19 protein-coding genes are annotated in these 23954 nt (G+C 53.3%); 14 read left to right on the top strand and 5 right to left on the bottom strand.

Annotated features, from left to right (window positions below):
• Positions 1–20 precede the first annotated feature (20 nt).
• The 9 genes from LA756_RS11490 to LA756_RS11450 are packed head-to-tail and all read left to right on the top strand — an operon-like array spanning position 21 to position 13967.
• Complete coding sequence (locus tag LA756_RS11490; protein WP_224440019.1) at positions 21–1061, top strand: MoxR family ATPase; 1041 nt, start codon at positions 21–23, stop codon at positions 1059–1061.
• Positions 1027–1920, top strand: coding sequence for a DUF58 domain-containing protein (locus tag LA756_RS11485; protein WP_224440018.1), 894 nt, complete (start codon positions 1027–1029; stop codon positions 1918–1920). Before LA756_RS11490 ends, LA756_RS11485 begins: the two co-directional genes overlap by 35 nt.
• A gap of 30 nt (positions 1921–1950) precedes the next feature.
• Positions 1951–4170: a BatA domain-containing protein gene (locus LA756_RS11480; protein ID WP_224440017.1), complete on the top strand. Its 2220-nt coding sequence runs from the start codon at positions 1951–1953 to the stop codon at positions 4168–4170.
• Positions 4167–6569, top strand: coding sequence for a hypothetical protein (locus LA756_RS11475; protein ID WP_224440016.1), 2403 nt, complete (start codon positions 4167–4169; stop codon positions 6567–6569). The genes LA756_RS11480 and LA756_RS11475 overlap by 4 nt, the downstream gene beginning before the upstream one ends.
• Before the next feature lie 25 nt (positions 6570–6594).
• The gene (locus LA756_RS11470; protein WP_224440015.1) at positions 6595–10464 is read left to right on the top strand and encodes a DUF4175 family protein; all 3870 of its coding nucleotides are present in this window, start codon (positions 6595–6597) and stop codon (positions 10462–10464) included.
• Complete coding sequence (locus LA756_RS11465) at positions 10454–11371, top strand: hypothetical protein (RefSeq protein WP_224440014.1); 918 nt, start codon at positions 10454–10456, stop codon at positions 11369–11371. Before LA756_RS11470 ends, LA756_RS11465 begins: the two co-directional genes overlap by 11 nt.
• A 13-nt stretch (positions 11372–11384) precedes the next feature.
• A complete protein-coding gene (locus LA756_RS11460) occupies positions 11385–12452 on the top strand; it encodes a prenyltransferase/squalene oxidase repeat-containing protein (protein WP_224440013.1) in 1068 nt (355 codons plus the stop codon).
• Complete coding sequence (locus LA756_RS11455; protein WP_224440012.1) at positions 12452–13660, top strand: NPCBM/NEW2 domain-containing protein; 1209 nt, start codon at positions 12452–12454, stop codon at positions 13658–13660. Before LA756_RS11460 ends, LA756_RS11455 begins: the two co-directional genes overlap by 1 nt.
• Positions 13661–13667: 7 nt before the next feature.
• Positions 13668–13967 (top strand): hypothetical protein, encoded by a 300-nt coding sequence (locus LA756_RS11450; protein ID WP_224440011.1) that lies wholly within the window; start codon positions 13668–13670, stop codon positions 13965–13967.
• A gap of 39 nt (positions 13968–14006) precedes the next feature.
• On the opposite strand, the gene LA756_RS11445 is transcribed toward LA756_RS11450, so the two are convergent.
• Positions 14007–15215 carry a 2,3-bisphosphoglycerate-independent phosphoglycerate mutase gene (locus LA756_RS11445; protein ID WP_224440010.1) on the bottom strand — a complete coding sequence of 403 codons (1209 nt, stop codon included), beginning with the start codon at positions 15213–15215 and terminating at the stop codon, positions 14007–14009.
• 236 nt (positions 15216–15451) lie between these two features.
• Here LA756_RS11445 and LA756_RS11440 point away from each other — a divergent pair, with 236 nt between their 5' ends.
• Positions 15452–16159: a metal-dependent hydrolase gene (locus LA756_RS11440; RefSeq protein ID WP_224440009.1), complete on the top strand. Its 708-nt coding sequence runs from the start codon at positions 15452–15454 to the stop codon at positions 16157–16159.
• Positions 16160–16166: 7 nt separating this feature from the next.
• Here LA756_RS11440 and lpxB read toward each other — a convergent pair whose 3' ends face one another.
• Both lpxB and LA756_RS11430 read right to left on the bottom strand, forming a co-directional pair.
• Positions 16167–17387, bottom strand: a complete 1221-nt coding sequence (gene lpxB, locus LA756_RS11435; RefSeq protein ID WP_224440008.1) for a lipid-A-disaccharide synthase — start codon at positions 17385–17387, stop codon at positions 16167–16169.
• A 17-nt stretch (positions 17388–17404) separates the two neighbouring features.
• Positions 17405–18154: a hypothetical protein gene (locus tag LA756_RS11430; RefSeq protein WP_224440007.1), complete on the bottom strand. Its 750-nt coding sequence runs from the start codon at positions 18152–18154 to the stop codon at positions 17405–17407.
• Positions 18155–18366: 212 nt separating this feature from the next.
• Here LA756_RS11430 and LA756_RS11425 point away from each other — a divergent pair, with 212 nt between their 5' ends.
• The gene (locus LA756_RS11425) at positions 18367–18912 is read left to right on the top strand and encodes a DUF420 domain-containing protein (protein ID WP_224440006.1); all 546 of its coding nucleotides are present in this window, start codon (positions 18367–18369) and stop codon (positions 18910–18912) included.
• Between the two features lie 10 nt (positions 18913–18922).
• On the opposite strand, the gene LA756_RS11420 is transcribed toward LA756_RS11425, so the two are convergent.
• Positions 18923–19408 (bottom strand): hypothetical protein, encoded by a 486-nt coding sequence (locus LA756_RS11420; protein WP_224440005.1) that lies wholly within the window; start codon positions 19406–19408, stop codon positions 18923–18925.
• Positions 19409–19612: 204 nt separating this feature from the next.
• On the opposite strand from LA756_RS11420, the gene LA756_RS11415 reads away from it, so the two are divergent.
• From LA756_RS11415 to LA756_RS11405, 3 genes are read left to right on the top strand one after another with little or no spacing between them, the layout of a single operon-like run.
• Complete coding sequence (locus LA756_RS11415) at positions 19613–21073, top strand: sulfatase (RefSeq protein ID WP_224440004.1); 1461 nt, start codon at positions 19613–19615, stop codon at positions 21071–21073.
• Between the two features lie 3 nt (positions 21074–21076).
• Positions 21077–21274 carry a hypothetical protein gene (locus tag LA756_RS11410; RefSeq protein ID WP_224440003.1) on the top strand — a complete coding sequence of 66 codons (198 nt, stop codon included), beginning with the start codon at positions 21077–21079 and terminating at the stop codon, positions 21272–21274.
• Positions 21271–22197, top strand: a complete 927-nt coding sequence (locus LA756_RS11405) for a lactate/malate dehydrogenase family protein (protein WP_224440002.1) — start codon at positions 21271–21273, stop codon at positions 22195–22197. Before LA756_RS11410 ends, LA756_RS11405 begins: the two co-directional genes overlap by 4 nt.
• Here the strand turns inward: LA756_RS11405 and LA756_RS11400 are convergent.
• Positions 22178–23656, bottom strand: a complete 1479-nt coding sequence (locus LA756_RS11400; RefSeq protein WP_224440001.1) for a DcaP family trimeric outer membrane transporter — start codon at positions 23654–23656, stop codon at positions 22178–22180. The two genes, LA756_RS11405 and LA756_RS11400, sit on opposite strands and share 20 nt — an antisense overlap.
• Positions 23657–23954: the final 298 nt, after the last annotated feature.

Below are 23954 nucleotides of genomic sequence, written 5' to 3'. Positions count from 1 at the left end.
TCCTCACGGAGATCAAAAATATGAGTAGCGAGAATGATGCCGCCGCAGCAGCACGGTTGGCTGAAGCTTACGAACTTCTTCAGCGTGAGATTGGCCGCGTGATCGTGGGCCAGGAAGAGGTGGTCGAGCAGTTGTTGATTGCCTTGTTCGCCGGAGGGCACTGCTTGCTGGAAGGGGTCCCAGGACTCGCTAAAACGTTAATGGTGCGATCGTTGGCCAGTGCGTTGCATTTGGAGTTCAACCGAATCCAGTTCACGCCAGATCTGATGCCGTCAGATATTACAGGGACAGAAATCATTCAAGAGAATCGTTCGACTGGCGAACGAGCTTACCGATTCATCCCTGGGCCCATTTTCAGCAATGTGATCCTAGCGGACGAAATCAATCGTACTCCACCCAAGACCCAAGCGGCGCTGCTTGAGTCGATGCAGGAAAAGCAAGTCACTGCCGGTGGATCGAAGCATGCGTTGCCCTCTCCGTTTTTCGTTTTAGCAACACAGAACCCGATTGAACAAGAAGGTACCTATCCACTTCCTGAGGCTCAGTTGGACCGCTTTATGTTCAACGTGCGGATTGATTACCCTACGGAAATGGAAGAGCTGGAAATCGTCAAACGCACGACTGCCGATGTGCGTACAGAGATCTCGCCGTTGTTGTCCGGAGATGAGATCTTGCAGCTTTCGCAGGTAGTGCGACGTGTTCCGGTGGCCGATCCTGTGGCTCAGTACGCTATTCGCTTGGTGCGTATGACGCGTCGAGGCAATGATATTCCATCGCAGATGGAGCCATACATCCAGTGGGGAGCAGGCCCTCGGGCCAGTCAGTTCCTCATCTTAGGGGCCAAGGCTCGAGCCATTTTGCATGGCCGCGAGTTTGCGACTACCGACGACGTAAAAGCAGTGGCACTTCCTGTTTTGCGCCATCGAATTCGAACTAGCTTTAATGCCGATGCCGAGGGCATTACAACCGATCACGTTGTTCAGCAGCTTTTAGATAACGTTTCCACCACGGTAGAGGATACGCAATTTGTCGACGCTTTTAGATCCTCAGACGCTGGCTAACGTTCAGGGGTTACGCCTCCGAGCCAAGCACATCGTAGAAGGGCTGATCGCCGGTTCGCATCGTAGTCCGCATCGTGGTTTCTCGATCGAATTCGCCGAGCATCGCGATTATGCCCCAGGGGATGATCTGCGCTATCTCGACTGGAAAGTGCTCGGGCGAACTGACAAATACTACATCAAGCAGTTCGAAGACGAGACCAACCTGATCTGTAATTTGGTCGTCGATGTCAGCGAAAGTATGCAATACAAGGGACCTGAGTCGGCCCTTTCCAAGTTGGAATACGCTCAATGTATTTCAGCGACGCTGGCCTGGTTGGTGTTGCAGCAACAAGATGCCGTAGGCCTGGTGACTTTTGACGAGCAAGTACGCTCGCTGGTTCCTCCCAGCGGCAGCCCTGTTCAATTGCAACAGGTGATTGATGTATTGCAATCGGCCGAATCGAAGGAGAAAACCCAGATTGGACCTCTTTTGCACGAACTATCTGGCCGGCTCAGTCGTCGTGGCTTAGTGATCGTGCTTAGCGACTTCTTTGACGATGTCGACTCGATCATGGCCGGCTTGAAGCATCTGCGTTTTCGCAAGCACGATATCATTTTGATGCACGTGCTCGATCCTGCCGAACTCGACTTTCCGTTTGATCGGCCGACGATGTTCCATGGCTTGGAAGCTTTTCCAGAACTATTGGCGGATCCAACGTCAGTGAGGAAAGCATATCGAGAAGAGGTGGAATCGTTTGTCACCGATTTGCGAAGTCAGGCATTGGCCAATCAGATGGACTATGTACAAGTCCGCACAGATCAGCCGCTGGATGCTGTCCTGAGAAACTTTTTTAATCACCGAAATGCCCGCCTCGTTTAGCAAGGCCAACAAAGGAAGCTTAATACGCTCGTGAACCCTTTCGCGTTTTCTAGTGCGACGATGCTCTTGTGGGGATTGGCAGCCGCTGCGCCGATTCTCATTCATCTATGGAATCGTCGTCGCTACCGCGAAACCGATTGGGCTGCAATGAAGTTTCTTTTGGCGGCGATGAAGAAAAATCGACGACGCATCCAAGTCGAGCAGCTTCTGTTGTTGATCGTTCGATGTGCGATCCTGTTGTTCTTTGCGATTGCTTTAGCGGACATCTCCTGTGTCGGCGGTTCTGGACTGGCAAACTTTGGCGGCCCCGGTTCATCGACGCATACTGTTTTAGTTATTGATCACTCTTTTAGCATGGCCTATGGAGAAGAGGGGCAGACTCGCCTAGATAAAGCGAAGGAAATGGCGAGACGCATTATCAGTGAAGCAGCCGAAGGAGATGGGTTCACGCTGCTGACGATGGGAAGAATTACAAAGGGCGTGATTTCCGAACCTGCGTTCGATCCTGACGATGTGTTGCGAGAACTCGATCAGATAACCATTGATCCTGGCGTTGCCGTTTTAGATCTCGCGTTGGCAGAAATCGAGGGAACGCTACGAATTGCATCACGCGATTTTCCTCGTCTGCGACGTGCTCAAGTTTGTGTCCTGACAGACTACGGTGACGTTACCTGGAAAGATGCCGCTTCGCAAACCAGTGAACAACTTCTCTCCAAGATCGAAGAGCAGGCAGTCGTCCGTATGTTTGATTTTGGACAGACACAAACAACCAACAGTGCGATTATAGGTGCTAAACAACTGACGCCTTATGTGACGCCCGACGAAGGCGTGCGATTCCGAGTTGATGTGTCTTGCGACAACGCTTCGGAGTTGCCAAGTCAGGTTCTACAGATGATCGTCGACGGACGACTGGTGTCCCAAAAGGTAGTACCGTTTGTAGATGATCAAGTCGTGTCTGTAGAAATGACTTCGGTCTTCAATGAGCCAGGCACGCACCAAGTCGAGTTTCGCCTGGATGACGATCTGCTGGAGGTGGACAATCGCTGGTATGTCGTCGTGGAAGTAAAGCAGCAGATTCGCGTGCTTTGCCTTGCGGACGATGTGCCGTCGCTTAAGTTCTTGCAGTTCGCCCTTGATCCGTCCGATTCGATTCAATCGTCGATCAAAGTCGATACGATGAATGCTTCCGCGATGATGGATATCGATTTGCTCGCATACGATGCCGTCTACGTTTCCAATGTTGCTCAGATTTCCCCGGAGGAATCGAAGGTACTGCGGAGCTTCGCACAGCGCGGTGGAGGATTGGTCTTTTTTCTCGGCGATCGGGTCCAAGCAGCAAGCTACAACGCCAACGTGGCAGGTAGCAGCAATGATGCTGCAGAAACGTTGCTTCCCTGCAAGTTTGCTGGACCCTCGGCCCGAGGAGAATACTTCTTTGATCCGCGGCAATATGAAAGTGACTTGCTCGAACCATTTCGAGGTCAGCAAGCAGGTGGTCTTCTGACGACTCCCATTTGGAATTACTACCAAGTATCTGTTCCAGAGGATTCACCGATTCAAACCGACTTGTGGTTTGGCAGTGGTGATCCTGCGATCCTCTCGTGGCGTTATCAACCGCCAGCAGATGCCGAGGAGGAAACTTCAGCTCGACTAGGCGGGAACGTCATTCTATTTAGTTTGCCAGCAAGCACGGACTCTGTGGACCGATCACTCGATCCGCCAGAGGCATGGACCGTATTTCCAACTTGGCCTAGTTTTCCTCCATTGGTCCAAGAGTCGCTCGCGATGGCGATGTCCTCTCAGGTCGATCGACGTAATCGGAAGCTCGGCGAGGCATTCGAGGGCGTAATTGAGGGGAACGCTGGAGCAAGTCTGATCGAAATCATTCTTCCTGATGGGCAGACAAGTCGCGTCGAGCCTATCGCGAGAGATGATCGCTTGTTTTGGGCGTTTGATTCAACTGATCAGGTGGGCATCTATCAGTCGAAGTCTCTTACGGATGGATCGGAAGAAGTGGTCGAATTTGCGGTCAATGTTGATCCGCGTGAAAGTGATCTTACGCGAGTAGCGTTCGACGATTTACCAGCGGCATTACAGCCAGGGGATCGCGGATTAGGGCCTGACGGGCGAGGGCAGATCGCGTCGATGCCGTTTTCGATCGAGCTGTTTCGTTACGCGTTAGTCCTTGTCTTAGGTTTATTGTTTTTGGAGAGTTTCCTGGCCTTTCGATTTGGGGCCGGTGCACGATGAGCGAAACGTGGAAACAATTCGTTCGCTGGACGTTGGCCGATGAAAATCCTGCCACTGATTCGACCATGGAAGTCACGCTTCAATGGGCACCTCCGTGGGCTGCATGGGTGACGTTGGTCATCGTGATTGCTTCGGTTTGCTTCTTTGGTTGGATTTATCGTCGTGAAAATTTCCAACGGGCAATCCCCAAATGGGCATTTCTACTGGGTGCCCGGTTGGTCCTTGTGGGGATTGTGCTGTTCATGCTGTACGGCCTCCAGCAGCAACCGTTTCAGACAGATGCTCCCGACTTGGTCATCGCTGTTGACGATACTCAAAGTATGTCGCACGTCGATTCCTTTTCGCCTGGAGACGAATCGTTAACTCGTGCTCGCGTCGAAGCGGCAGGCTTGGGGGAAGTGAGTCGTTGGAATCAGGCTCGCACTTTGCTGCTGGAAAATAACGCGGAACTGCTCACTAAGCTTCGTGAACGTTACAACGTACGAGCCTATTGGATGGGGGAATCAGGCCGCTCGTTAACCGTGCCTGACGAACAGTTCGCTGATCTTCTTCGAGAAACAAATCCCGAAGGGAGTGTCAGCCGTTTAGGCACAAGCCTTTCACAGATTCTGGAACAACAACGTGGCCGACCTACGGCCGCAATCGTCATGTTGTCGGATGGCGTGACGATTGAAGGGCCGGGGCTATCCGAAAGTGCTCAACAAGCATCGCTGCGTGGGGTGCCGATTTTTCCTATTGGCATTGGAAGTCAGCAGCTGACACGCGATCTGCGAATCGAAGAAGTTACTGTCGATCCTATTGCATTCGTGGGGGATACCCTGACGTTTGTTGTGCGGCTCTCTGCCCAAGGGATGACCGGAGAGGCTGTTCGTCTATCCGTTGCTGATCAGGAAAATGAGAGCGTTGTACTCGATCAACAAGAGATCGTCTTGCCAACCGAGCGAGCAACAAGAGAGATTCGTTTGCAGTTTCGTCCGGACAAAGTCGGTGAATTCAACTACGTGGTCAAAGCGGAAACCGATGCGGAAGATCTGGCAGGCGATAATAACGCCGTCAGCCGGAAGGTCAAAGTGCTCGACGCGACCATTCGTGTTCTCTATGTGCAAGCCTATCCACGCTTTCAATTTCGTTTCCTGAAAATGCTTCTGGAACGTCAGCTGAAACGAAGCCCTACCAGTGGTCAGGACGAAAGAGCATTCGAGTTGACGACGATCCTACAGGATGCTGATCAGTCGTACGCCGACCAAGACGAGACTGCGGAGATTGCTTTTCCTGCAACTCGGGAAGAATTGTTCGATTACGATGTCGTGATCCTGGGCGATGTGAATTCTGCATTTCTAAGCCGCGAGCAACTTCAAAACCTGCAGGACTTCGTGCAGGTGAAAGGAGGCGGTTTGGTCTTCATCGGCGGACAGTTCTATTTGCCGTGGGACTACCGCTCCACGCCCTTGGATACTCTTTTGCCGTTCTCGCTGGACGACGCTCGTCGAGCCGATCCAGATCAATCGTACATCAACCCTGTTCCTGTCGAGCTAACTGATTTAGGACTCAATACCGTACCTTTGCAGGTAACGGAGATGCCGGCTGACGCGATTGCGGCCTGGCGAGGTCTGGATCAAGTCTATTGGCATGTTCCAATTGAACGGCTTCGCCCCGGAGCTCAGGTACTTGCCAATGCAACGCGGCCGGACGGTACGAAACAGCCCTTTCTGACGCAGCAGTTTATCGGTCGCGGTAAAGTCATGTTCCTCGGAAGCGACGATCTATGGCGATGGGACTATCACGATGAATTCTGGATGCAAATGATTCGCTACCTCGCGCGTTCGAGCTTGCTCGATTCAGACGGATCGGTCGAAATCACCGTTGATCGCGCCACCTATCGAACCGGCGAATCGGCGACTGCCAGGGTTCGTTTTTTTGACGAAGGGGAAGCTCCTCCGGAAGATGACGGTGTCCAACTGACGCTTGAAAAGCCTGATGGTCGAACGAGAACGATTACGATGTCGCGCGTCGCTGGGAATCGCGATTTATTTGAGGCGACGCTGCCAGGTTTGACCGCCGGAGAACATCGATTGTGGGTTGTTCAGCCCCTCCTGAGAGGCGACTCCGGAGAATCCGAGCCTCCCTCTACACAGTTCATGGTAGAGCCTGTCGCAGGTGAAATGACTCGTTTGGATATGGATATTGACGAACTTCGCCAAACGGCGACTACGACGCGGGGGCAGTATTTTTCGTTTTTGGAGGCGGATTCGCTCTTAGAAGCATTGCCACGCGGCAGACAGGTAAGGATTCAGACGTTACCTCCCGAACCGCTTTGGAATTCCTGGAAACTTGCCTTATTGTTCGTCACACTATTAATTGGTGAATGGGTACTTCGGAAACGAATGGGCCTGGTCTAATTTTCCTGAGTAAAGATCGAAACGGATGACCTCAGATCCTCAAAACTCGAATCCCGCACCTATCCATCACGTGGTCGTCAAGCGTGTGGAAGAAGCTCGCCATGGGGCGATGCGTCGGGTTCGTATGCGCGGAACCGCCTGGGGAATCGTAACGATCCTCTCGATTTTGCTTGGGATGGCCCTGTTCGATTTCTTGCTTCGCCAAAACGATATCGGTACGCGTTGGTTTCTTTCGCTGGTAACTATCGGTGGAATCATCTTTTCGATCCTTTGGTGGATCGTGCCGGCGTGGAAGTGGTCACCGTCGCTTCTGCAGATTGCTAAACGGATCGAGCAGTTCTTTCCAGAACTGAAAGACAAGATTTCGAGCGCCTTGTTTTTCTTGGAGCAAGACGAAGAAGATGCCAACGGAAGTTCGCCTTACTTCCGTCGAAAACATATCAACGAAATGGCCGACACGTTAACGTATACCGACTTGTCGGTGGCTCTCAATCGACAACTGGCAACGCGTGCGATCTATGCGTTGCTCGGCATTGCGTTCGTACTTGCCTCGGTACTGTTATTCTCTCCTCAGCAGTTTGGCACCGCGGTCAGTCGCTTGGCCATGCCTTGGAAGTCGGTCGAGTGGCCTCGGCAAAATAACTTAGCGTTGGTCGATCCTCCGGAGGTTGTCCCCCTGGGAGGTCGCGCGACGATCGAAGTGGAGGACCTCAATCAACGCCTGCCAGAGATGGTAGAACTCCAGGTGCGTTACGAATCTGGTGTTCGTCCGATGACGCATCCGATGCAGTTAGATCGAGAAGCGAATCGGATGGTGTATCAGCTGGACGGAATTCAGCAGCCGTTCGAGTTTCGCGTCCAAGGGGGGGATGACGACACGATGACCTGGCATGCGGTCAATGTAGTTCGTCCGCCGAAGTTCTCGGACGTACAAGTTACATTGGCTCCGCCTGCCTATACACGCTGGTTACCAAGTCAATCGCCTCGGTCAATTATCGCGATCGAAGGAACCAGCATTCAGCTATTCGGCAAAGTCGACCAGAAAATTACCCAGGCCAACTTGGTGCTGGAAGCAGGCGGCAAGTCGAATTCCTATCCATTAAACATCGCTGAAGACGGATACCAGTTTTCAACGCCTCAGCCAGATGAATTGGACGAGGGCACGCCACTCCCTACGCTTGCCAAAAGTGGCAACTATTGGATTGAAGTGACCGTCGAGTCAGGGCTAAAGAAGGCCGAGGGGCAGCGTTACCCGGTGCGAGTCATCCCAGACAAGGCTCCCGTTGTTTCTTGGATTCAACCAGATAGAAATCGTTCGTTGACCTCGTCGGCATTGCTCGAGCTTTCTGCTGGTGTACGGGACGATCTTCAAACACAAAACGTAAAGTTGTTGGTTAAGAAGTCGGCGGATGATTCCGTTCTCTTGGAGGAACTTCTCTACGAAGGCCCGGAAGATCGGCCGTTCGAGTCCGCCCCCAGCAACCTGGTGATGGGGGCCAGTCAGGATTTGGAGATCAGCTATGCCCTTGATCTGGCAAAGCTCGAAAATCTTGTGCCAGGCGACGTGTTGGAACTGACGATTTTGGCGGACGATTACCGGCCGCAGCAAGGAAAGAGCTTGCCACGAGTAATTACGATTATCTCCGAAGAACAGTTGGATCAACGTGTCAATCGTCAACAGCGAGAGATCATTACCAAGATCGCCGAAGCTCGTCGGCTTCAACAAGATGCCCGGCAGCAGACGCGTAGTGTTGAGATAAAGTTGGAAGAAGGATCGGAGCTTGGTCCAGCTGAACTCGCCAATCTTCAAAATGGCGAGCAAAACCAGAAGAGCGTCCGTGAAAAGCTTACCGGAGGTCGCGACAGCGCTGCTCAGCAAATTGACGAACTGCTCGAGGAACTAAAGCAGAATCGGCAAGCCGATCATGACGCCTCGGAAATTTTACAAGACCTCAAAGAGAAGATCGAAGCCGTTGCCAATTCCGAGTTGTCGCCGATCGAATCCGAAATAACGGAACTGCGACGCCAGGCACCAAAGTCAGGGGAAGCTTCGTCAGGCGAATCTGAGACAAGTGAGTCCTCCCAGGCAAACACGCCCAGTGGTGATTCACGCTCTGGGGAAGAACAGTCAAATGGCGATGAGCCTTCAGAAAGTAGCGACTCGCCTGATTCGGAAGCATCTGAGAATCCGATGAGTCCTTCGGAGGAGAAGGAAGAGCCAGGTAAACGTACGAAAGATCAGCTGGAAGAAATCGGCAAGCGGCAGGAAAAAGTCGCTGGCGAGTTGCAAGACTGGCAGAACGATCTCAACAAGTGGGATACGTTCCGCCGATTCGCCATGGATGTCCGAGAGCTGGCGAACCGACAACAAGATCTCAGCAAAAACGTCGAAGCGAAACAGGCCGAAACATTGGGGCAAGATGTCGAGCGGATGACGCCGGAGGAACGCGCCGATCTCAAGCAAATGGCCGAACAGCAAGCGAACCTGGCCGGTGAACTGGATCGTATTCAATCGCGGATGCGTGACATGCTGGAAAACAATCCGGAAAGCGAAGAGGTGGCCGACACGCTTAAGGATGCGGTAAGTGAAAATCGTGACTCAGCCGTATCTCAAAGAATGCGTCAGGCCAGCCAACGGATTGAAGAGAACCAGCTTTCGTCTGCCAAAGAGTCGCAAGAGCAAGTAGCCAAATCTTTGGAGGATGTGCTCGATACGTTGCAAAATCGTCGCGAGACCGACAAAAAAGAGTTACTTCGCAAGCTAGCAGAAACGTCGCAAGAGCTCGAGGAACTGCAGAATCAGCAAAAAGAACTAAAGCGGAAAGCGGAGGATGCTCAATCGCAATCGGCGAATGATTCCCAATCGCAGCAGTCTCAACAGCGGCAGTCTCAACAGCGGCAGATGGAGAAACTCTCGCAACAGGCCAAGCAGCTTCAGGAACAAGCCGAGCAACTTGCACGAAAGTTAGAGCGTCTGTCTGCCAACAAAGCCGCCGAAAAAGTTCGCGACGCTGCCCAGCGACTGGAGGATGCGGCGCAAAACGCCCAGAACATGGACGCTCAGCAGCTACAAGATGAAATCGATCAAGCTCAGCAGGACTTAGAAGATGCCCAACAGGAGCTTCAAAAGCAGCAAGAGCAAGTTCAACAAGATCTAGCCCAGGAACAAGCGGCGAAGTTGAAGCAATCGATCGAACAGCTCATTATTCGTCAAACACGCATTCGCGACGAACTGGTTCGCTTGGATGAATTCAACACTGCTAACGGGCAGCTCACTGCCGGGCAACAGCAGACGCTCGCCGGGACGGCGCTTGAGCAAGCAATGTTAACCGACGAAATCCGGTTGTTTGCCGATTCGATTGCGAAAGCAGAGGTCTATTACTTGTCGTTGCAGTTGACGGCGGAAGTCACGACCGATTTGTCGCGTTTGCTCGATACCGGAAAAGTCGACGCCCAAATGCTTTCCCTCGCAAACGAAGCGGTCGATCGGCTTGAGCAGTTGATTGCTGCGATGGAAGAAGAGCAGAAGCAATCGCCAACGCAAAATCAAGAGCAACAGGAAAACCAGGAACAACAAGAGCAAGGGCAACAACAAGCGTCCGGCAGCCAAGATGGAATCAGCCAAACAGCTCAGCTCCGTCTACTGAAGATGATGCAGCAGTCGCTCAAGGCTCGGACGGAATCGATCGGCAAGCGTCTTGAGGCTGCAGCCGAAGAAATCGACCAAGCGGAACTCGCTCGCCTCTCGGCAGAGCAGGGGCGGTTGTCCGAGATGACGTTGAACTTGATTAAGAATACCGAGGAAGAGATGTTCGATCCTGACAATCTTCCCGACATCGAACCAGCCGAGCCAGAACCGGCCGAGCCATCGCAGGAGGATGACAATGAAGTTTAACGGCTTCGTAGCCCCTGTTTTTCTGGGGATGATCTTTTCCCTGTTGGTGCTCGCAATGCCGGTGTCGGCACAAGAGCCTGCCGACGATGGCGCTGGCATGTCTTCGTTAGACGAAGAACTGTTTAACGATTTGGGAAGCGATCTATTCGACGATATCGATTTGCCGGAAGACGCGAAAACGGCTCCCGACGACTCGAAGCCACCCACCGAGCAAGGCCTACAGCCTGATCTTTCGGCTGACTCCGACGGAGGGCCGCGAGGGTTTGGGGCAGACCAAACGGAGCAGATGCAGAGCGAAGACCCGCTATCAAAAATTGGTGGACTGATGCGACAAGTTCAACAGCGTATCGCTGACGGGCAAGCCGAATCGAGAACGGTCGCTATGCAGCAAGAGATCATTGAAGAGATTGAGAAGCTGCTGGAACAGCAAAGCCAGCAAAACAACCAAAGTCAGTCCAATAGCAATTCGCAGCAACAGAACCAACAGCAAAACCAACAACAGCAGAATCAAAACCAGAGCCAACAGCAAGGTCAGCAAAAAGGTTCGCAGCAGCAGAAGCAGCCTGGCAGTCAGCAACAGCAGGAACAATCGCAAAGTCAACAGCAAGGGCAAAATCAGCCGATGCCTGAAGGCCAGCAAGGCAGCGATACACAGCCATCGGAAGCGGAGATGCAGCAAGGCGAATCAAGTCAAGACTCCCAAGAGAGTTCGGACGAGTTACGCGACGGTAAAGTGCTTGCCATCTCGCCGGAAGAACAAGACGCGTTGATCAAAAAAGCTTGGGGGAACTTGCCGCCTCACCTTCGCAAACAAATTTCCAACAGTTCTATGGAACGGTTTCTGCCAAAGTACGAACGTCTAACGCAGGAGTACTTCCGTAAGTTGGCCGAACTGGAAGACGAATAAACTGAATCGAAGCATGTACGAACTACCCCGTCGAACCATCTTGAAATCGGCCGTTGCTGCCGCCGCTACTGGCGGCCTCGGTTCGCTGCTGGCCGCGCAAGAGTGGCGTGGCACATCACGTCGTGGTTCCAAGGGATTGATCACTCGCGATGTCCAAGCCAGTATCGACCGTGGACTTCAGTACCTTGTTCAGCGGCAAACGATGGATGGCGCCCAACGAGGAGCGTTTGGCAACGATGGGTATCGAGCGAATACGGCAGTCGTTGGGCTCGCTGGACTCGCGTTCATGGCCGCCGGAAGTTCGCCGAATCGTGGACCGTACGGCAACAACATTTCTGCTTGTTTAGACTATCTGCTCGCGAATACGCAAAGCGGTGGCTTCGTGGCAGTCCCGAATGCCCGAACTCATGGGCCGATGTACGGTCATGGTTTTGCCACGCTCTTTCTCGCCGAAGTTTATGGCATGACCCAATCGGCAGAACTTCGCGATACCGTACGAGCTGCGGTAAAGCTGATCGTCGATACTCAGAATGCCGATGGGGGATGGCGTTATCAACCGGTTCGTAGCGAAGCCGATATCTCTGTTACAGTTTGCCAGATGATGGCCCTTCGCGCGGCACGCAACGCAGGTATCTTCGTGCCAAACGAAACCGTCGACCGCTGCATCAATTACGTCACACGAAGTCAAAATGCGGACGGTGGATTTAGTTACATGCTTAGCGGGGGCCCAAGTGCGTTTCCTCGTTCGGCTGCAGGCGTGGTGGCTCTTTACAGTGCCGGGATTTATGAAGGGGAAGTGGTTGATCGGGCCCTGCAATACCTCGACGACAACTTGCCGCAGGAAAGCACCTTCCGCGGAAACAATCACTTCTTCTACGGTCAGTACTATGCGGCCCAGGCATTCTGGCATGTTGGAACTCAGCGATGGGAACGGTATTACCGGATGATTCGCGAAGTCTTACAGGAACGTCAGACGGCCCAAGGTTTCTGGACCGATTTCGTCTGCCCCGAGTATGGCACCGCGATGGCATGCATCGTGCTTCAGTTACCTAACAACTATCTACCGATCTTCCAAAAATAATGCAGTTTGTTGCTCGCACGATTTCGTTTGCCTGGGTTGCTCTTGCGGTCTCGTTTGCTTGCGGTCAATCGACCGTTCGTGGTGTTGTGACGTCCATCGGTCAGCCTGATAAAAACGTCGCTCTCTTGCAGATTGAATCGCTCGATCAATGGACGACCGTGGAAGGTCCCCTCGATGCAAAAAACGTCGTTCGCTTTGGAAACCCGAAACTGATTCGTGACGACAGCGTTATATTGCTCGAAGATGGTAGCCAGATTGTGTCGAAGGAACTCCGAAGTGAAGGGACAACGCTGCACGCGTTCAATCCGATTTGGGACGACATGACATTCCCCTTGCGTTCCGTGCGGGGGCTTTTGCTTAGGGCCTATCTCGATTCCGACAAGACGCAACATTCGCTGGACCGCATTGCACAATACGACGGCAATCGCGATCGTCTGGTTCTTATCAACGGCGACTACATCGACGGAACGTTCCGCCGATTGACCCCGTTACAAATCGAATTTCAACTTGGCGAGAACGCGTTGAAGCTGGATCGGAATCGAGTCTCTGAAATTTTGTTCGCGCAAACAGTGGGGCGTCGTTCCAAGCCTGACCGAGGTGTCTGGCTAGGGCTTAGTGATGGTTCGATGCTGTTGTCGGAAGAATTACACTTGGACGACGATCACCTTAAATTGCGTATGGCAAGTGGGCAACGGCTAACGTCTTCCTCCTTAGAAAATGCTTACGACTACGTCACTTATTTGCGACCTGTCGGCACCAGCGTACGGTACCTCAGCGATTTGAAGGCGATTGGTTTCAAGAGTCTCGGCTTTTTAAGTACGAACTGGGACTATCGGAAGGACCGAAATGTCCTCGGCGGTACGCTCAAGTCCGATGGCTTTGTCAGTCAGAAAGGGCTTGGCTTGCACGCGACTTCCCGGCTTGCTTATCGCGTCGAGGAAAGTGACAAACGTTTTCGGGCGAAAGTCGGTATCGACGACGACACCGATGGCGGTGGGAGCGTGATCTTCAAAGTCTTCGCTACTGAAGATGGCAAAGCATGGAAGAATCTCTACGAAAGCCCGATCGTTCGTGGGGGACAAGCTCCCTTAGATGTCGATGTCTATGTCGACGGAATGAAGGGAATCGCGTTGGTCGTTGAATTTGCCGACGGCGCAGACGTGCTTGACCATGCCAACTGGTTCGATGCTCGCTTCGAGTCGGAATAGACTTCGCGTGATTCAGCTAATCGACCTATCGATGCACGACGGCTCGCGGCACTTTGGTTCGCTACCAGAGTGTTTCCCCTTCGAGGAACTCCGGGATCACCTAACAAAGTTACCTGGTACAAAGATCACCAGCTTTGTTTCCGATGGAGTCACCGAGGCCTGGATTCATTTCAAATATCAACAGCACACGTTTGCTGGCAACACGCAACTGGGCGAGTGGTGGTTCTTCGTGGATGATCCCACTTGTTCAGATGAAGTCTTGTTGGCGGTTCTAAACCACTGCGCAAAAAAATTGGGACGAGGTTAACCCGCGTCCCAATTTGTGTTTTGCTCGTGCTCTCAGCGACTAAGCGCCGTACTTCTGCAAGCGACCGGCGTTGGCCATGGCCAGCGTCATCAAGTACTGAGCTTCAAACAAGCCCAGTCCACCTCGACAGGCAGTCGCTTCGCCGAAGGTGGTATGTCCATCCGGTCGACAGCAGTTCGAGTGTAGCAACGTAGGAACCGGGTGCCAGCTGTGGCTTGCCAGGAACGATGGCGTGCTGTGGTCGCCGGTGACGATCAGTACGTCTGGCTTCAAGTCAAGGATCTTCGGAATCTGGGCATCGAACTCTTCGGTTCGCTTGACCTTGGCGTCGAAATCGCCATCTTCGCCACTCGAGTCGGTGTACTTAAAGTGGATAAAGAAGAAGTCGTAGTCGTCCCAGTGCTGCTTGAGTACTTCCAGTTCTTCGTCCAACGACTGAGCGTTTCCGAGAATGTCCATGCCGACCAGGCTCGCGAGACCCTTGTACATTGGGTATACGGCAATCGCACCAGCCTTCAAACCGTATACTTCTTCGTACGATGGAATCGACGGTTTAGCCGAGAAGCCTCGCATCGTCAGACAGTTGGCTTTCTTTTCGTCCTTCAGCATCTTCTTTGCTTCTTCGACGAACTGCTTGGCGATCGCGGCAGTCTTGTTGCTCGCGTCGTCGGCTCCGACAGGATCGAGTGGCTGAACGCCGGTTGCTTGAGGATCGGTATCGGCAACGTTACCGCCGAGACCATCACCACCACGGAAGATCACCACGAAGCGATGTTCCTTGACGGGCTTAACAATGACTTCCACGCCAGGAATCTTGATCGCGTTGAGGCTTTCCGCCAGCGGGCCGCTCTCTTCGGTAGGAATACGGCCGGCGCGACGATCGGTGATATTGCCATCAGCGTCGATCGTGCAGAAGTTACAACGGACGGCAACGTCACCTTCTTGTAGCGGAAGGCCAATCCCCGTTGCTTCCAACGCGCCACGACCGATCAGAAACTTCAGCGGGTCGTAGCCAAACAGACCCAAGTGACCGGGGCCACTTCCTGGGCTGATGCCTGGCTTGACGGGAATACTTCCGCCCTGAACGCTTTGGGCTGCAAGTGCATCGAGGTTTGGCGTCTTAGCCGCTTCCAGTTCGGTCTTTCCGCCTGGCTCGTGCGGCAGTCCACCCAGGCCGTCGCCAACGAACATGACGATCTTGGTATCGTTCTTGGTTTTCAGGCTGCGCACCAGGTCGATTTGGTCCATGGCGTTGCTCTCTCTACGATCTTTCAAGTTGGTGGGTGGGTAATTGCATGATGCATTCAGCGCTCAATTATCGGCTTTTTCGCACGCTTCACAACCATGGTGGATGGTTGGAGAAAACACCCTAAAGCTTCATCTACGCGGGACTTGGCAGCGATTATTGCCGTCCGTTATGGTGGGTGTATTCAATCGGCTGAAACAGAATCACTCGCCGCACACGAACCGACGGAGCTACCTCGATGGCACTCAAGCTTATTTGGCACGGACATGGAACTTGGTCTCTTCATACCGAAGACCATAAGATCCTTATCGATCCTTTCTTTTCCGGGAATCCGGCTGCGGATGTTTCGGCCGATGAAGTTGAAGCCGATACTATCCTGCTGACCCACGGGCATGGCGATCATGTCGGAGCAAAGGGAGATGGCACCTACGATATTGTCGACATTGCCAAACGTACGAAAGCCCATGTCGTCACCATTTATGAAACGGCCAACTGGCTTTCGGCTCACGGGGTGGAGGAAGTCACCGGGATGAACTTGGGAGGCACACTCAAGTTGCCGTTCGGTTCCGTTAAGATGACCCTGGCTTTGCATAGCAACGGCCTGCCGGATGGAACCTACGGTGGTATGCCAACTGGGTTTGTTGTCGAAGCGGCGGGGCGAAAGATCTACTTCGCAGGCGATACGGCTTTGTTCAGCGACATGAAGCTGATCGGCGATATAGTCTTGGATGCTGCCGTGTTGCCGATCGGCGACTTGTTCACGATGGGCATTGAAGACTCGATCCGCGCGGTGAAGCTACTTCAGCCAAAGCATGTCGTGCCGGGCCACTTCAACACGTGGCCTCCTATCGAACAAGATGCTACGGCGTGGGCAAGTAAAGTTCGCCACGAGACCAACGCTACCCCGCACGTTCTGACGCCGGGGCAGACGTTCGATCTGCATTAGAGTTGGCCTACGCCGCTTTGGTTTGACCTGGAGCGGCGTTGGCTTTTGGCAGATGCGAAAGGATATAGTCGGCACCTCGGCTGGAAGCGCCTTGGCCCACGACACGCTGCTTCAATTCGCGAAGCTGTGCTACGGTGTGCTTGGTGGAATCAGGCTCGTTCAACCAAGCAGCAATTCGCTTGGCCATGTCGTCGCTACGATTCCGGAATGTCAGGTACTCAGGGAAGACCACTTCCTCGGCACCTTCGGCTTCAGGGTCGTAGGTGTAATAGCCGTTCTCGTAAAACAAATCTTTCCGCGAGAGAAGATTCACTAACGTGATGTACTTCACTTTGCGGAATTGGCTTTGCACCCAGTGGGCGAACCGGCTGATCTTATAGTGAATGACCGATGGCTTTTCGTGGTACAGAAGCTCTAGGGATACCGAGCCACTGCAAGCCAGACAGCAAGTCGCACTGTGGATCAATTCCGGCGTCAAGTCGACATGAACTTCTGCTTCTACGCCGGAAGCAAGGACATGCTCGAAGGCCAACGCGGCATGCTTGTCGTTGAACGCGGCAATCGCAAAGCGAACGTCCGGAACGTGCTCTTTGATCTTCTTGGCCGTTTCCAAGAAGACCGGCAAGTTCGAACTGACTTCCTGGCTTCGCGACCCCGGCAACAATGTCACTAGGGGAGCGTTGTTTTCGTTTTGCTGACGGACGAAGTCTGAGTCGAGCACCTGGTTTTCGAGTTCATCGAAGTAAGGGTGGCCGACGTAGGTCGCATTACAGTCGCGTGCTTGGTACCAATCTTCCTCGAAGGGAAGCTTGCACAGTGCGTGATCGACCAGGCGGCGCATTTTGTTCACACGCCATTCGGCCCACGCCCACAGCTGAGGCGTTCCGTAATAAAAGACCGGAATCCCATGTGCTTTGGCTCTTCCGGCGATCCACCAGTTGAAGCCTGGATAGTCAATGAGCACGACCGCGTCAGGTTTGTGATCGCGGAAGTAGCGATTGGCCCGCAGCATCAGGCCAATGAAGTTGTGCAAATTCAAGATCGCACGCAAGAACCACATGATGGCCCAACGCGTAAGATCTTCATGGAGTTGGCAACCAGCTTCGGCCATCTTCGGCCCGCCGTAGCCAACACACTGTATGTCTGGTCGGCGCGACTTGAGCGCGCGAATTAAATTCGCACCGTGCAAGTCGCCGCTCGGTTCGCCGACGCTGAAAAATATTTCCATCGGTTCCGTCAACCTCTTTAGCCCGCCTTGCGTCGTGATTCGTCTTCGAAGAACGCGACACGCAGATTCGGATGAATGTCTGCGGGCCCGTTTGCTTCGCTGAAATCGACTTGGGTCCATCGCTGGGAAAGCCAGCGGTGCCCGGCCCAATCTTTCCAGGACCAACAATCGGGAAGTGGGGAGGATTCGATCGGCTGGCCACCGATCAAGTGCGAGGGACAGACGGCCACGCGATAACCTTGCATGCCGACCAGTAAGGGTAAGCCTCGGCTAAGCCCTTGAATCTGCGGCAAGCGAACCATGGCTTCGCGGCGAGCTCCCCAAACCAGCCGTGAAACGTCCATTCGTGTCGTACCTCCCATGTGTCGAGCAAGCCATTCCGGCACGATCCGCATGCCAGGTGCATAATGCTGACTTGTCGTTACAAGGACTAAATCTTGCTGGATCAACTGCTGTAACAAACCATGAAGCATGCCTCGTGGAATGCTTTGCTCGGCCGGTAAATGCACAATCAATTCTCCTTCAGCGACCTGAGTCCCGCAAAACAGGGCTGAAGAATAAGTGCGCGGCCGGTGTATCTCTACGCGACGAATGCCCTCCCGATGGTCGAAAACCTTCGGGGTGTCCTGGCTATCGGCAGATAGAGAAAGCAGAATCACTTCACTACGAATGTCCATCGCGCATAGCACGTCCGCCATCGTTTCCACCTGCTGACGGATCGATTCGTTCCAATCGGCGTACGGAATAAACAGGGACAACTGGCGCATGGAACTGCTCGTGAAGAAGCGAATCCAGGGAAATAATCGGGCGAGAGTATGTCAAAACTGCCCAATCACCGACAGGTCAGTTTCTAAAGACCAGTCGAGAGTGCTAGCAGGCACCCCTCGAATCGACGTAACTCGTCAAGAAACGCCAACTTCGCGTCACCTAGGAAAGATTTTCTTCCCTGATATCATCGAATCATGACGATAGTAAAACTGTGCGAGCCACCATTGAATTTCCACCAATCGGCTCGCAATGGGGCGAATGGATGAACGCTTTACCACTACTTGCTCAGAACGCTGGTTTTTTACCGACGCGCGGCTCGATCATGATCGACTTCGTCTTCGTGGCGATGTTCGGCATTATTCTCGTGCTCGGAGCGAGCATTTACCTCGTGCGTTACCGTCGTCTCTACGAATTGCACAAGTGGATCCAGATAATCACCGGCATCGTGCTGCTTGTCGCGGTGACGGCGTTCGAGATCGACGTCCGCTTCTTCACCGACTGGGAAGCGTTAGCGGAACCATCCAGCTTTGGCTCGGCGACCGTGCATGGTCTGCTTTACTTTCACTTGCTGTTTGCCATCCCCACGCCATTTCTGTGGATCTTCGTCATTTGGCATGGCCTGGTGAAGTTTCCGAATCCGGCCCAGCCAAGCCCTTACAGCCTGACGCATATTTTCTGGGCGCGACTCGCGGCGATTGGCATGCTGCTGACCGCGGTCACTGGGTGGGTTTTCTACTACGCGGCATTCGTAGCCTAGCGGTGACTTTCTAGCTTGGATTAGTCACCAGATAAAACGCGATCAAGCCACCTACTGTTGCGCCTCCAATCAAGGATTGGAAAACGCAAATCAGCAACGCTTTCGGGTATGTGGTATCCAGGAAGTGCGTCACCATGATCGCCAGCAGAAAGGTGTTGGTGAACAGCATCAGCAACACTATCTTCCAGTTGAACATCGCATTATTCGGGTCGATCCCCAGGTTGAATACCGCGTTTGGGCCAACGACTCGCCAGAAGATCACGAACACCATGCTCACTCCGGCCAGGAACAAGTAGGTCGCGAAAAAGGAAGGCTCACCGATCGGTGCATTGGGGTTTTTCTGCTTATCGGCGTTCACCTTGGCTGGTGACGCCTCTTTCTCTGCGAACAAGCGATTAAACAGCGCAATCGCCGCGCGAAAGAAGATCACATGGAAAAATGTGACAAACAAAATTCCAACTAAATTAAGTGCGAGAAGGCGGTCTTCAAACGTCATGCCAAGCTCTGGGGAGGGGCCGTGTGGTAGGTGCCGCACATTCTATCGATCCCCCAGACGCGATCAAAGCAGAAATCAACAAATTGATAGAGCCATAATATCAATCGCAATTCATGGAGTATTCAATTAGCTCTCATGGAAATAGCTATCTACAATAAGGCTCTTTGCTCCTTTAAGAGACGCTTCGGATATGGAGAGCTTTTCATGAAAACCTCACTGCTGGTCGTTCTCCTTGTGCTCGTTGCCAGCCCTTCGATTGCGGCGGATCGCCCGAACATCTTGCTCTTCACCGCCGATGATCTTCACGCAGAGTCACTTGGGGCCTATGGCGGTAAGCCTGAAGGTTTGACGCCCCACTTAGATGCTTTCGCGGCCGAAAGCATCAAGTTCAATCGGGCCCATGTGAACGCCGCCATTTGTGCTCCATGCCGAGCGATCATCGCAACGGGACGTTACGGGCACCGATCTGGGGCAATGGGGTTTATGCCGGCTCGCGAGAACGTGCCTGACATCGTCACGACGTTGAAAGCAGGCGGCTATCATACCGGCATTCTAGGTAAAGTCTCGCATTCCACACCGAAGAAGTCGATGGTATGGGACTACAGCTTCGATCAAAACGATCTCGGTAACGGTCGCAACCCTGAGATCTATTACCAGCGAACGAAAACGTTCTTGAAGCAGTGCCGCGACGCCGGTAAGCCGTTCTACTTCATGGTCAATTCGCACGATCCGCATCGTCCTTATTGCAACCCAAAGCGATTGACGAAGGGAGCCGCGATGCCGTCCAAGGTTTACTCCGCGGAGGAAGTCGACGTGCCTGGTTTCCTGCCCGATCTACCAGGGATCCGCGAGGAACTGGCCACCTATCTGAATTCGACTCGCCGCCTGGACGATACCTTCGGCAAAGTGATGCAAGCCCTGAAGGAATCAGGGGAAGCTGACAATACGCTCGTGCTGTTCATCACGGATAACGGAATCGCGGTACCGTTCGCTAAGTGCAATGCGTGGTTCCATAGCACACGAACACCGCTTCTGGTTCGGTGGCCTGGCAAGATCAAAGCGGGGAGTGTTGATGACGAACATTTCGTTTCGGTGGTCGACTTCTTTCCTACCTTCTTGGATGTCACCCAGGTCGCAGGGCCAGATGGCTTGGACGGGCGGTCTTTTCTGCCGCTACTCAAGGGGCAAAACCAAGAGGGACGCGAATTCGTCTTCACGCAGATCGATTCCAAAGCAGGCGGGGCCGCCGTTCCAATGCGCTGCGTGCAGAACGAAAAGTTCGGCTACATCTATAATCCCTTCAGCGATGGTAAGTATTGGTATCGTAACAACAATGAAGGCAAGACGATGGTCGCCATGAATCGTGCCGCCCAAGACGACCCTGCCATTCAGGCCCGCGTCGATCTGTTTCGGCATCGCGTGCCGGAAGAATTTTACGATTTACAGAGCGATCCGAACTGTCTTCATAATCTCATCGAGAATGAAAAATACGCCGATACCATCAAGCAACTACAAGATGAGCTTGTCGCTCAGATGAAATCGTCGGACGACCCCATGTTGGCAGCTTTTCTCCATCGCGAAGATCGCTCGAAGGTGGACCAGGTGTTGACCGATACCTACGGCAATTGGAAAGCCAAGGGAGAGCGGCGAAAGAAAAAGAAATAAAACGTGACGACGCTTTCCTGGCGAATGATACGATTGAAGGTTCTGCGTGACATTCCTTGTTCCCAAGGGCTTGGTCGTTTAAGTTTCGAAATTCGTTCGGCAAAGGACGCCTGGGAATGGGCCGCAATCTTCGATAGTCTTGAGGGAGCGTGGGAGTTTATCACTCAAAAGCTCAAGCAGGACGAAGAAGACTTCAAATGAAAATCACCATCGTCGGCACCGGTCGAGTCGGGGCGGCAATTGCGTTTGCTGCAACTATTAACCCGATGGCCAACGAACTGCTGCTCCTCAACCGGACACGCGATACGGCTGAGGGAGAAGCGATCGACCTCATGCATGCCACGGCCACGCAAAACAGCAGCATGCGAATCCGTGCCGGCGACATTCCCGATTCGGCCGGTTCCGATGTAATCATCTTCACCGCATCGGTACCGTATGGCGATCCTAACCGAAAACGCTCGGAGCTTGCCGGCGATAACCTAGCCATACTCAAGCATTGGATCCCACCGCTGGCCGAAGCAAGTCCCAACGCCATCATTATTATGGTGAGCAACCCGGTCGATGCGTTGACCTATGCCGCGTGGAAGCTTTCCCAGTTTCCTGCCAATCGCGTCATCGGTACCGGCACGCTACTGGATAGCGTTCGTTATCGAGCAATGCTTTCGACCGAATTGGAGATCCATGCCGACGATATCCGCGCGTATATTCTCGGCGAACATGGCGATACGCAGTTTGCGGCGCATTCCATTTCCGTGACCGGAGGTGAGCGGTTTTATCCGAGTGACACGTCGCGTCAGCTGTTTGAACGGACGGTGAACGTTGGCTACGAAGTCTCGCGTCTCAAAGGGCATACCAGCTATGGTATTGCGCTGGGAACGATGATGATCTTGGATAGCATCGTATACGACCTTCGCCACACCATGCCGGTCAGCGTGCTGATCGACGGACAATTTGGGGTGAACGATGTCTGTTTAAGCTTGCCAGCGGTGATCGGCCGACAGGGGATCACACGGGTCTTGCAGCCACCACTTTCGGAAGAAGAACAAGCGGCGTTTCACCGTTCTGCCGATGCGGTGAAGCGGTGCATCAGCTCGATGGGATTGATTACGGAAGATCAAAAATAAACGACGTTTGCAAACGATTCGCCGCTCCGGTATCGCCGTTCACGTTTTCGCGAATACCGTAGAGGTATTCTGTACCGACGCGGAATCGTTCGGTCGGTTGCCAAATGATGTTGGCGGCCAAGTAGGTCGTTCGATGCACATCGTCGGGGGCCTGGCCGGGCGTGTTGTCGAGGCTGTTTTCCGCATAGGTAAAGTTAGAACTCCAACGGTCGTTCCAGTCGTGAGTCACACCAACCATCCAGCCCATCAGGCCCAATAAATCGCTTTGCGTTGCCGAGACAGGCGCCGCATCGGGCAGACCACGATAACTGCCGATCCCTTCGCCAAAGACAATCTGATAATACGCTTTGGTATTGGGACGCACTTTGGCAACTCCGGTGAAGTTGAAGCCCCATGCGTACTTGGTCAGCACCTCTTGCCCATCCGGTTGGAAACCACCAATCCGGTGCAAGCTTGCCACTTGAAATTGACACCAGTCTTTGTCCAAACGAAGGTGCCCCACGAAGTCTGGCGAAGGGGAACGCGATTCGCCAACGATGCCTGGCGGGGCGACCACAATAAACCGGGTATCTTCTACGGCTAACGCCAGTTCCCATTCATCGTGCAGAATCGGTGTCGTCCAGCGTGCTTGAGCTTGTCGACGATTCACGGACGAAACCGACCCTTCAAAGTCGAGTGTTGCTGGAGCGGCTGACGTATCGGTAAATGTCGTAAATGTTCGTCCAACCAGAAGCGAACCTGACTCGCCGTAAGCATGCCGAAGGCGAAACTGGTCGTCGTCGCTGAAGAAGTCACCTTCCACATAGATCCGCACTGTTTGATCGAAACTAGTCAACCAACGGGTATCAAAACTCATACGTGTCTGCCGCGCATGGAAGCGAGAGTTCGTTCTCGGTGGTGCCCCAACCGGAATGGTCGTTGTGACAAACGAATCGGTCGAATCGATCGGATTAAAGTCGTAAATGAAGTCGGCTTTCACATACCCGCCAATCTTCATTGCAACGTTGTCCCCATAGATGATCAAACCATCATCAAATGATGGGGCAGAGTAAAAGTCGAAGCCGACGTTCAAACTGTTGGACTCACTGAGAAACCGGCTGGAGTCGAAATTCTGCAGTACCGGATCTACCGAATCAGGCACCTCCGGAAGTGTCTCAGCACTCGGTTGGCGATAGGCGATTCCGATCGAACGCAACGTCGGCGGGGCAGGGGGCGTCAGCTGGGCTGGCTGCAAGTCAGGCGTTTCGTCTAGCAAGACCGGTTCGACGTAAGCGACCGGGCGAACATTACCGTTCCACGTTCGAGACCTAGCCGAGGCACTCGCCGGTTGCCCAAACTCTGAGAGAAAGTCTTCGTAGACCGGTGGGGTGTCATGAAACCAAGTTTCGGCTACCGCTCCGCGCATACTGGCAGAACACGCCAGCAGGGCGAGATAGCAGATCGCAGTGCTTCTGTTCATCCATGAAAGAGGCATACAGCATCAACTTCAACGGTAAGTCCACAGGGAATTGGCCCACGCCGCGGAGGCGCTCCTTACTGGAAAACTCCGCTAGCAACTGCCTGGCCGCAGTCCGCGCGCAATGGCCTACTACGCGGTATCGTGGCCCAGCGGTGGCTAACTTTAATGCCTTTGCCGATTGCGAAAGATTGTCAGGCGACTCACCTCTCAAGGAAAAGGGAATCGCCTGACTGGTATATGCAATAAAAATTCTAATGATATTGGGAATAAAAAAACTTGGTTGATGCGAACATTGAGT

Origin of the sequence: Bremerella sp. TYQ1, assembly GCF_020150455.1 — a bacterium.
Lineage (GTDB): Bacteria > Planctomycetota > Planctomycetia > Pirellulales > Pirellulaceae > Bremerella > Bremerella volcania_A.
The sequence above is the reverse complement of the archived record's forward strand: the minus strand, read 5'-3'. Positions and strand labels throughout refer to the sequence as shown.

Bases quoted from the DNA above. Each gene is read 5' to 3' on its own strand.
- LA756_RS11400 (WP_224440001.1), bottom strand. From the start codon at position 23,656: ATGAACAGAAGCACTGCGATCTGCTATCTCGCCCTGCTGGCGTGTTCT.
- LA756_RS11460 (WP_224440013.1), top strand. From the start codon at position 11,385: ATGTACGAACTACCCCGTCGAACCATCTTGAAATCGGCCGTTGCTGCC.
- LA756_RS11470 (WP_224440015.1), top strand. From the start codon at position 6,595: ATGACCTCAGATCCTCAAAACTCGAATCCCGCACCTATCCATCACGTG.
- LA756_RS11405 (WP_224440002.1), top strand. From the start codon at position 21,271: ATGAAAATCACCATCGTCGGCACCGGTCGAGTCGGGGCGGCAATTGCG.
- LA756_RS11430 (WP_224440007.1), bottom strand. From the start codon at position 18,154: ATGCGCCAGTTGTCCCTGTTTATTCCGTACGCCGATTGGAACGAATCG.
- LA756_RS11455 (WP_224440012.1), top strand. From the start codon at position 12,452: ATGCAGTTTGTTGCTCGCACGATTTCGTTTGCCTGGGTTGCTCTTGCG.
- lpxB (WP_224440008.1), bottom strand. From the start codon at position 17,387: ATGGAAATATTTTTCAGCGTCGGCGAACCGAGCGGCGACTTGCACGGT.
- LA756_RS11465 (WP_224440014.1), top strand. From the start codon at position 10,454: ATGAAGTTTAACGGCTTCGTAGCCCCTGTTTTTCTGGGGATGATCTTT.
- LA756_RS11475 (WP_224440016.1), top strand. From the start codon at position 4,167: ATGAGCGAAACGTGGAAACAATTCGTTCGCTGGACGTTGGCCGATGAA.
- LA756_RS11440 (WP_224440009.1), top strand. From the start codon at position 15,452: ATGGCACTCAAGCTTATTTGGCACGGACATGGAACTTGGTCTCTTCAT.
- LA756_RS11420 (WP_224440005.1), bottom strand. From the start codon at position 19,408: ATGACGTTTGAAGACCGCCTTCTCGCACTTAATTTAGTTGGAATTTTG.
- LA756_RS11490 (WP_224440019.1), top strand. From the start codon at position 21: ATGAGTAGCGAGAATGATGCCGCCGCAGCAGCACGGTTGGCTGAAGCT.
- LA756_RS11445 (WP_224440010.1), bottom strand. From the start codon at position 15,215: ATGGACCAAATCGACCTGGTGCGCAGCCTGAAAACCAAGAACGATACC.
- LA756_RS11415 (WP_224440004.1), top strand. From the start codon at position 19,613: ATGAAAACCTCACTGCTGGTCGTTCTCCTTGTGCTCGTTGCCAGCCCT.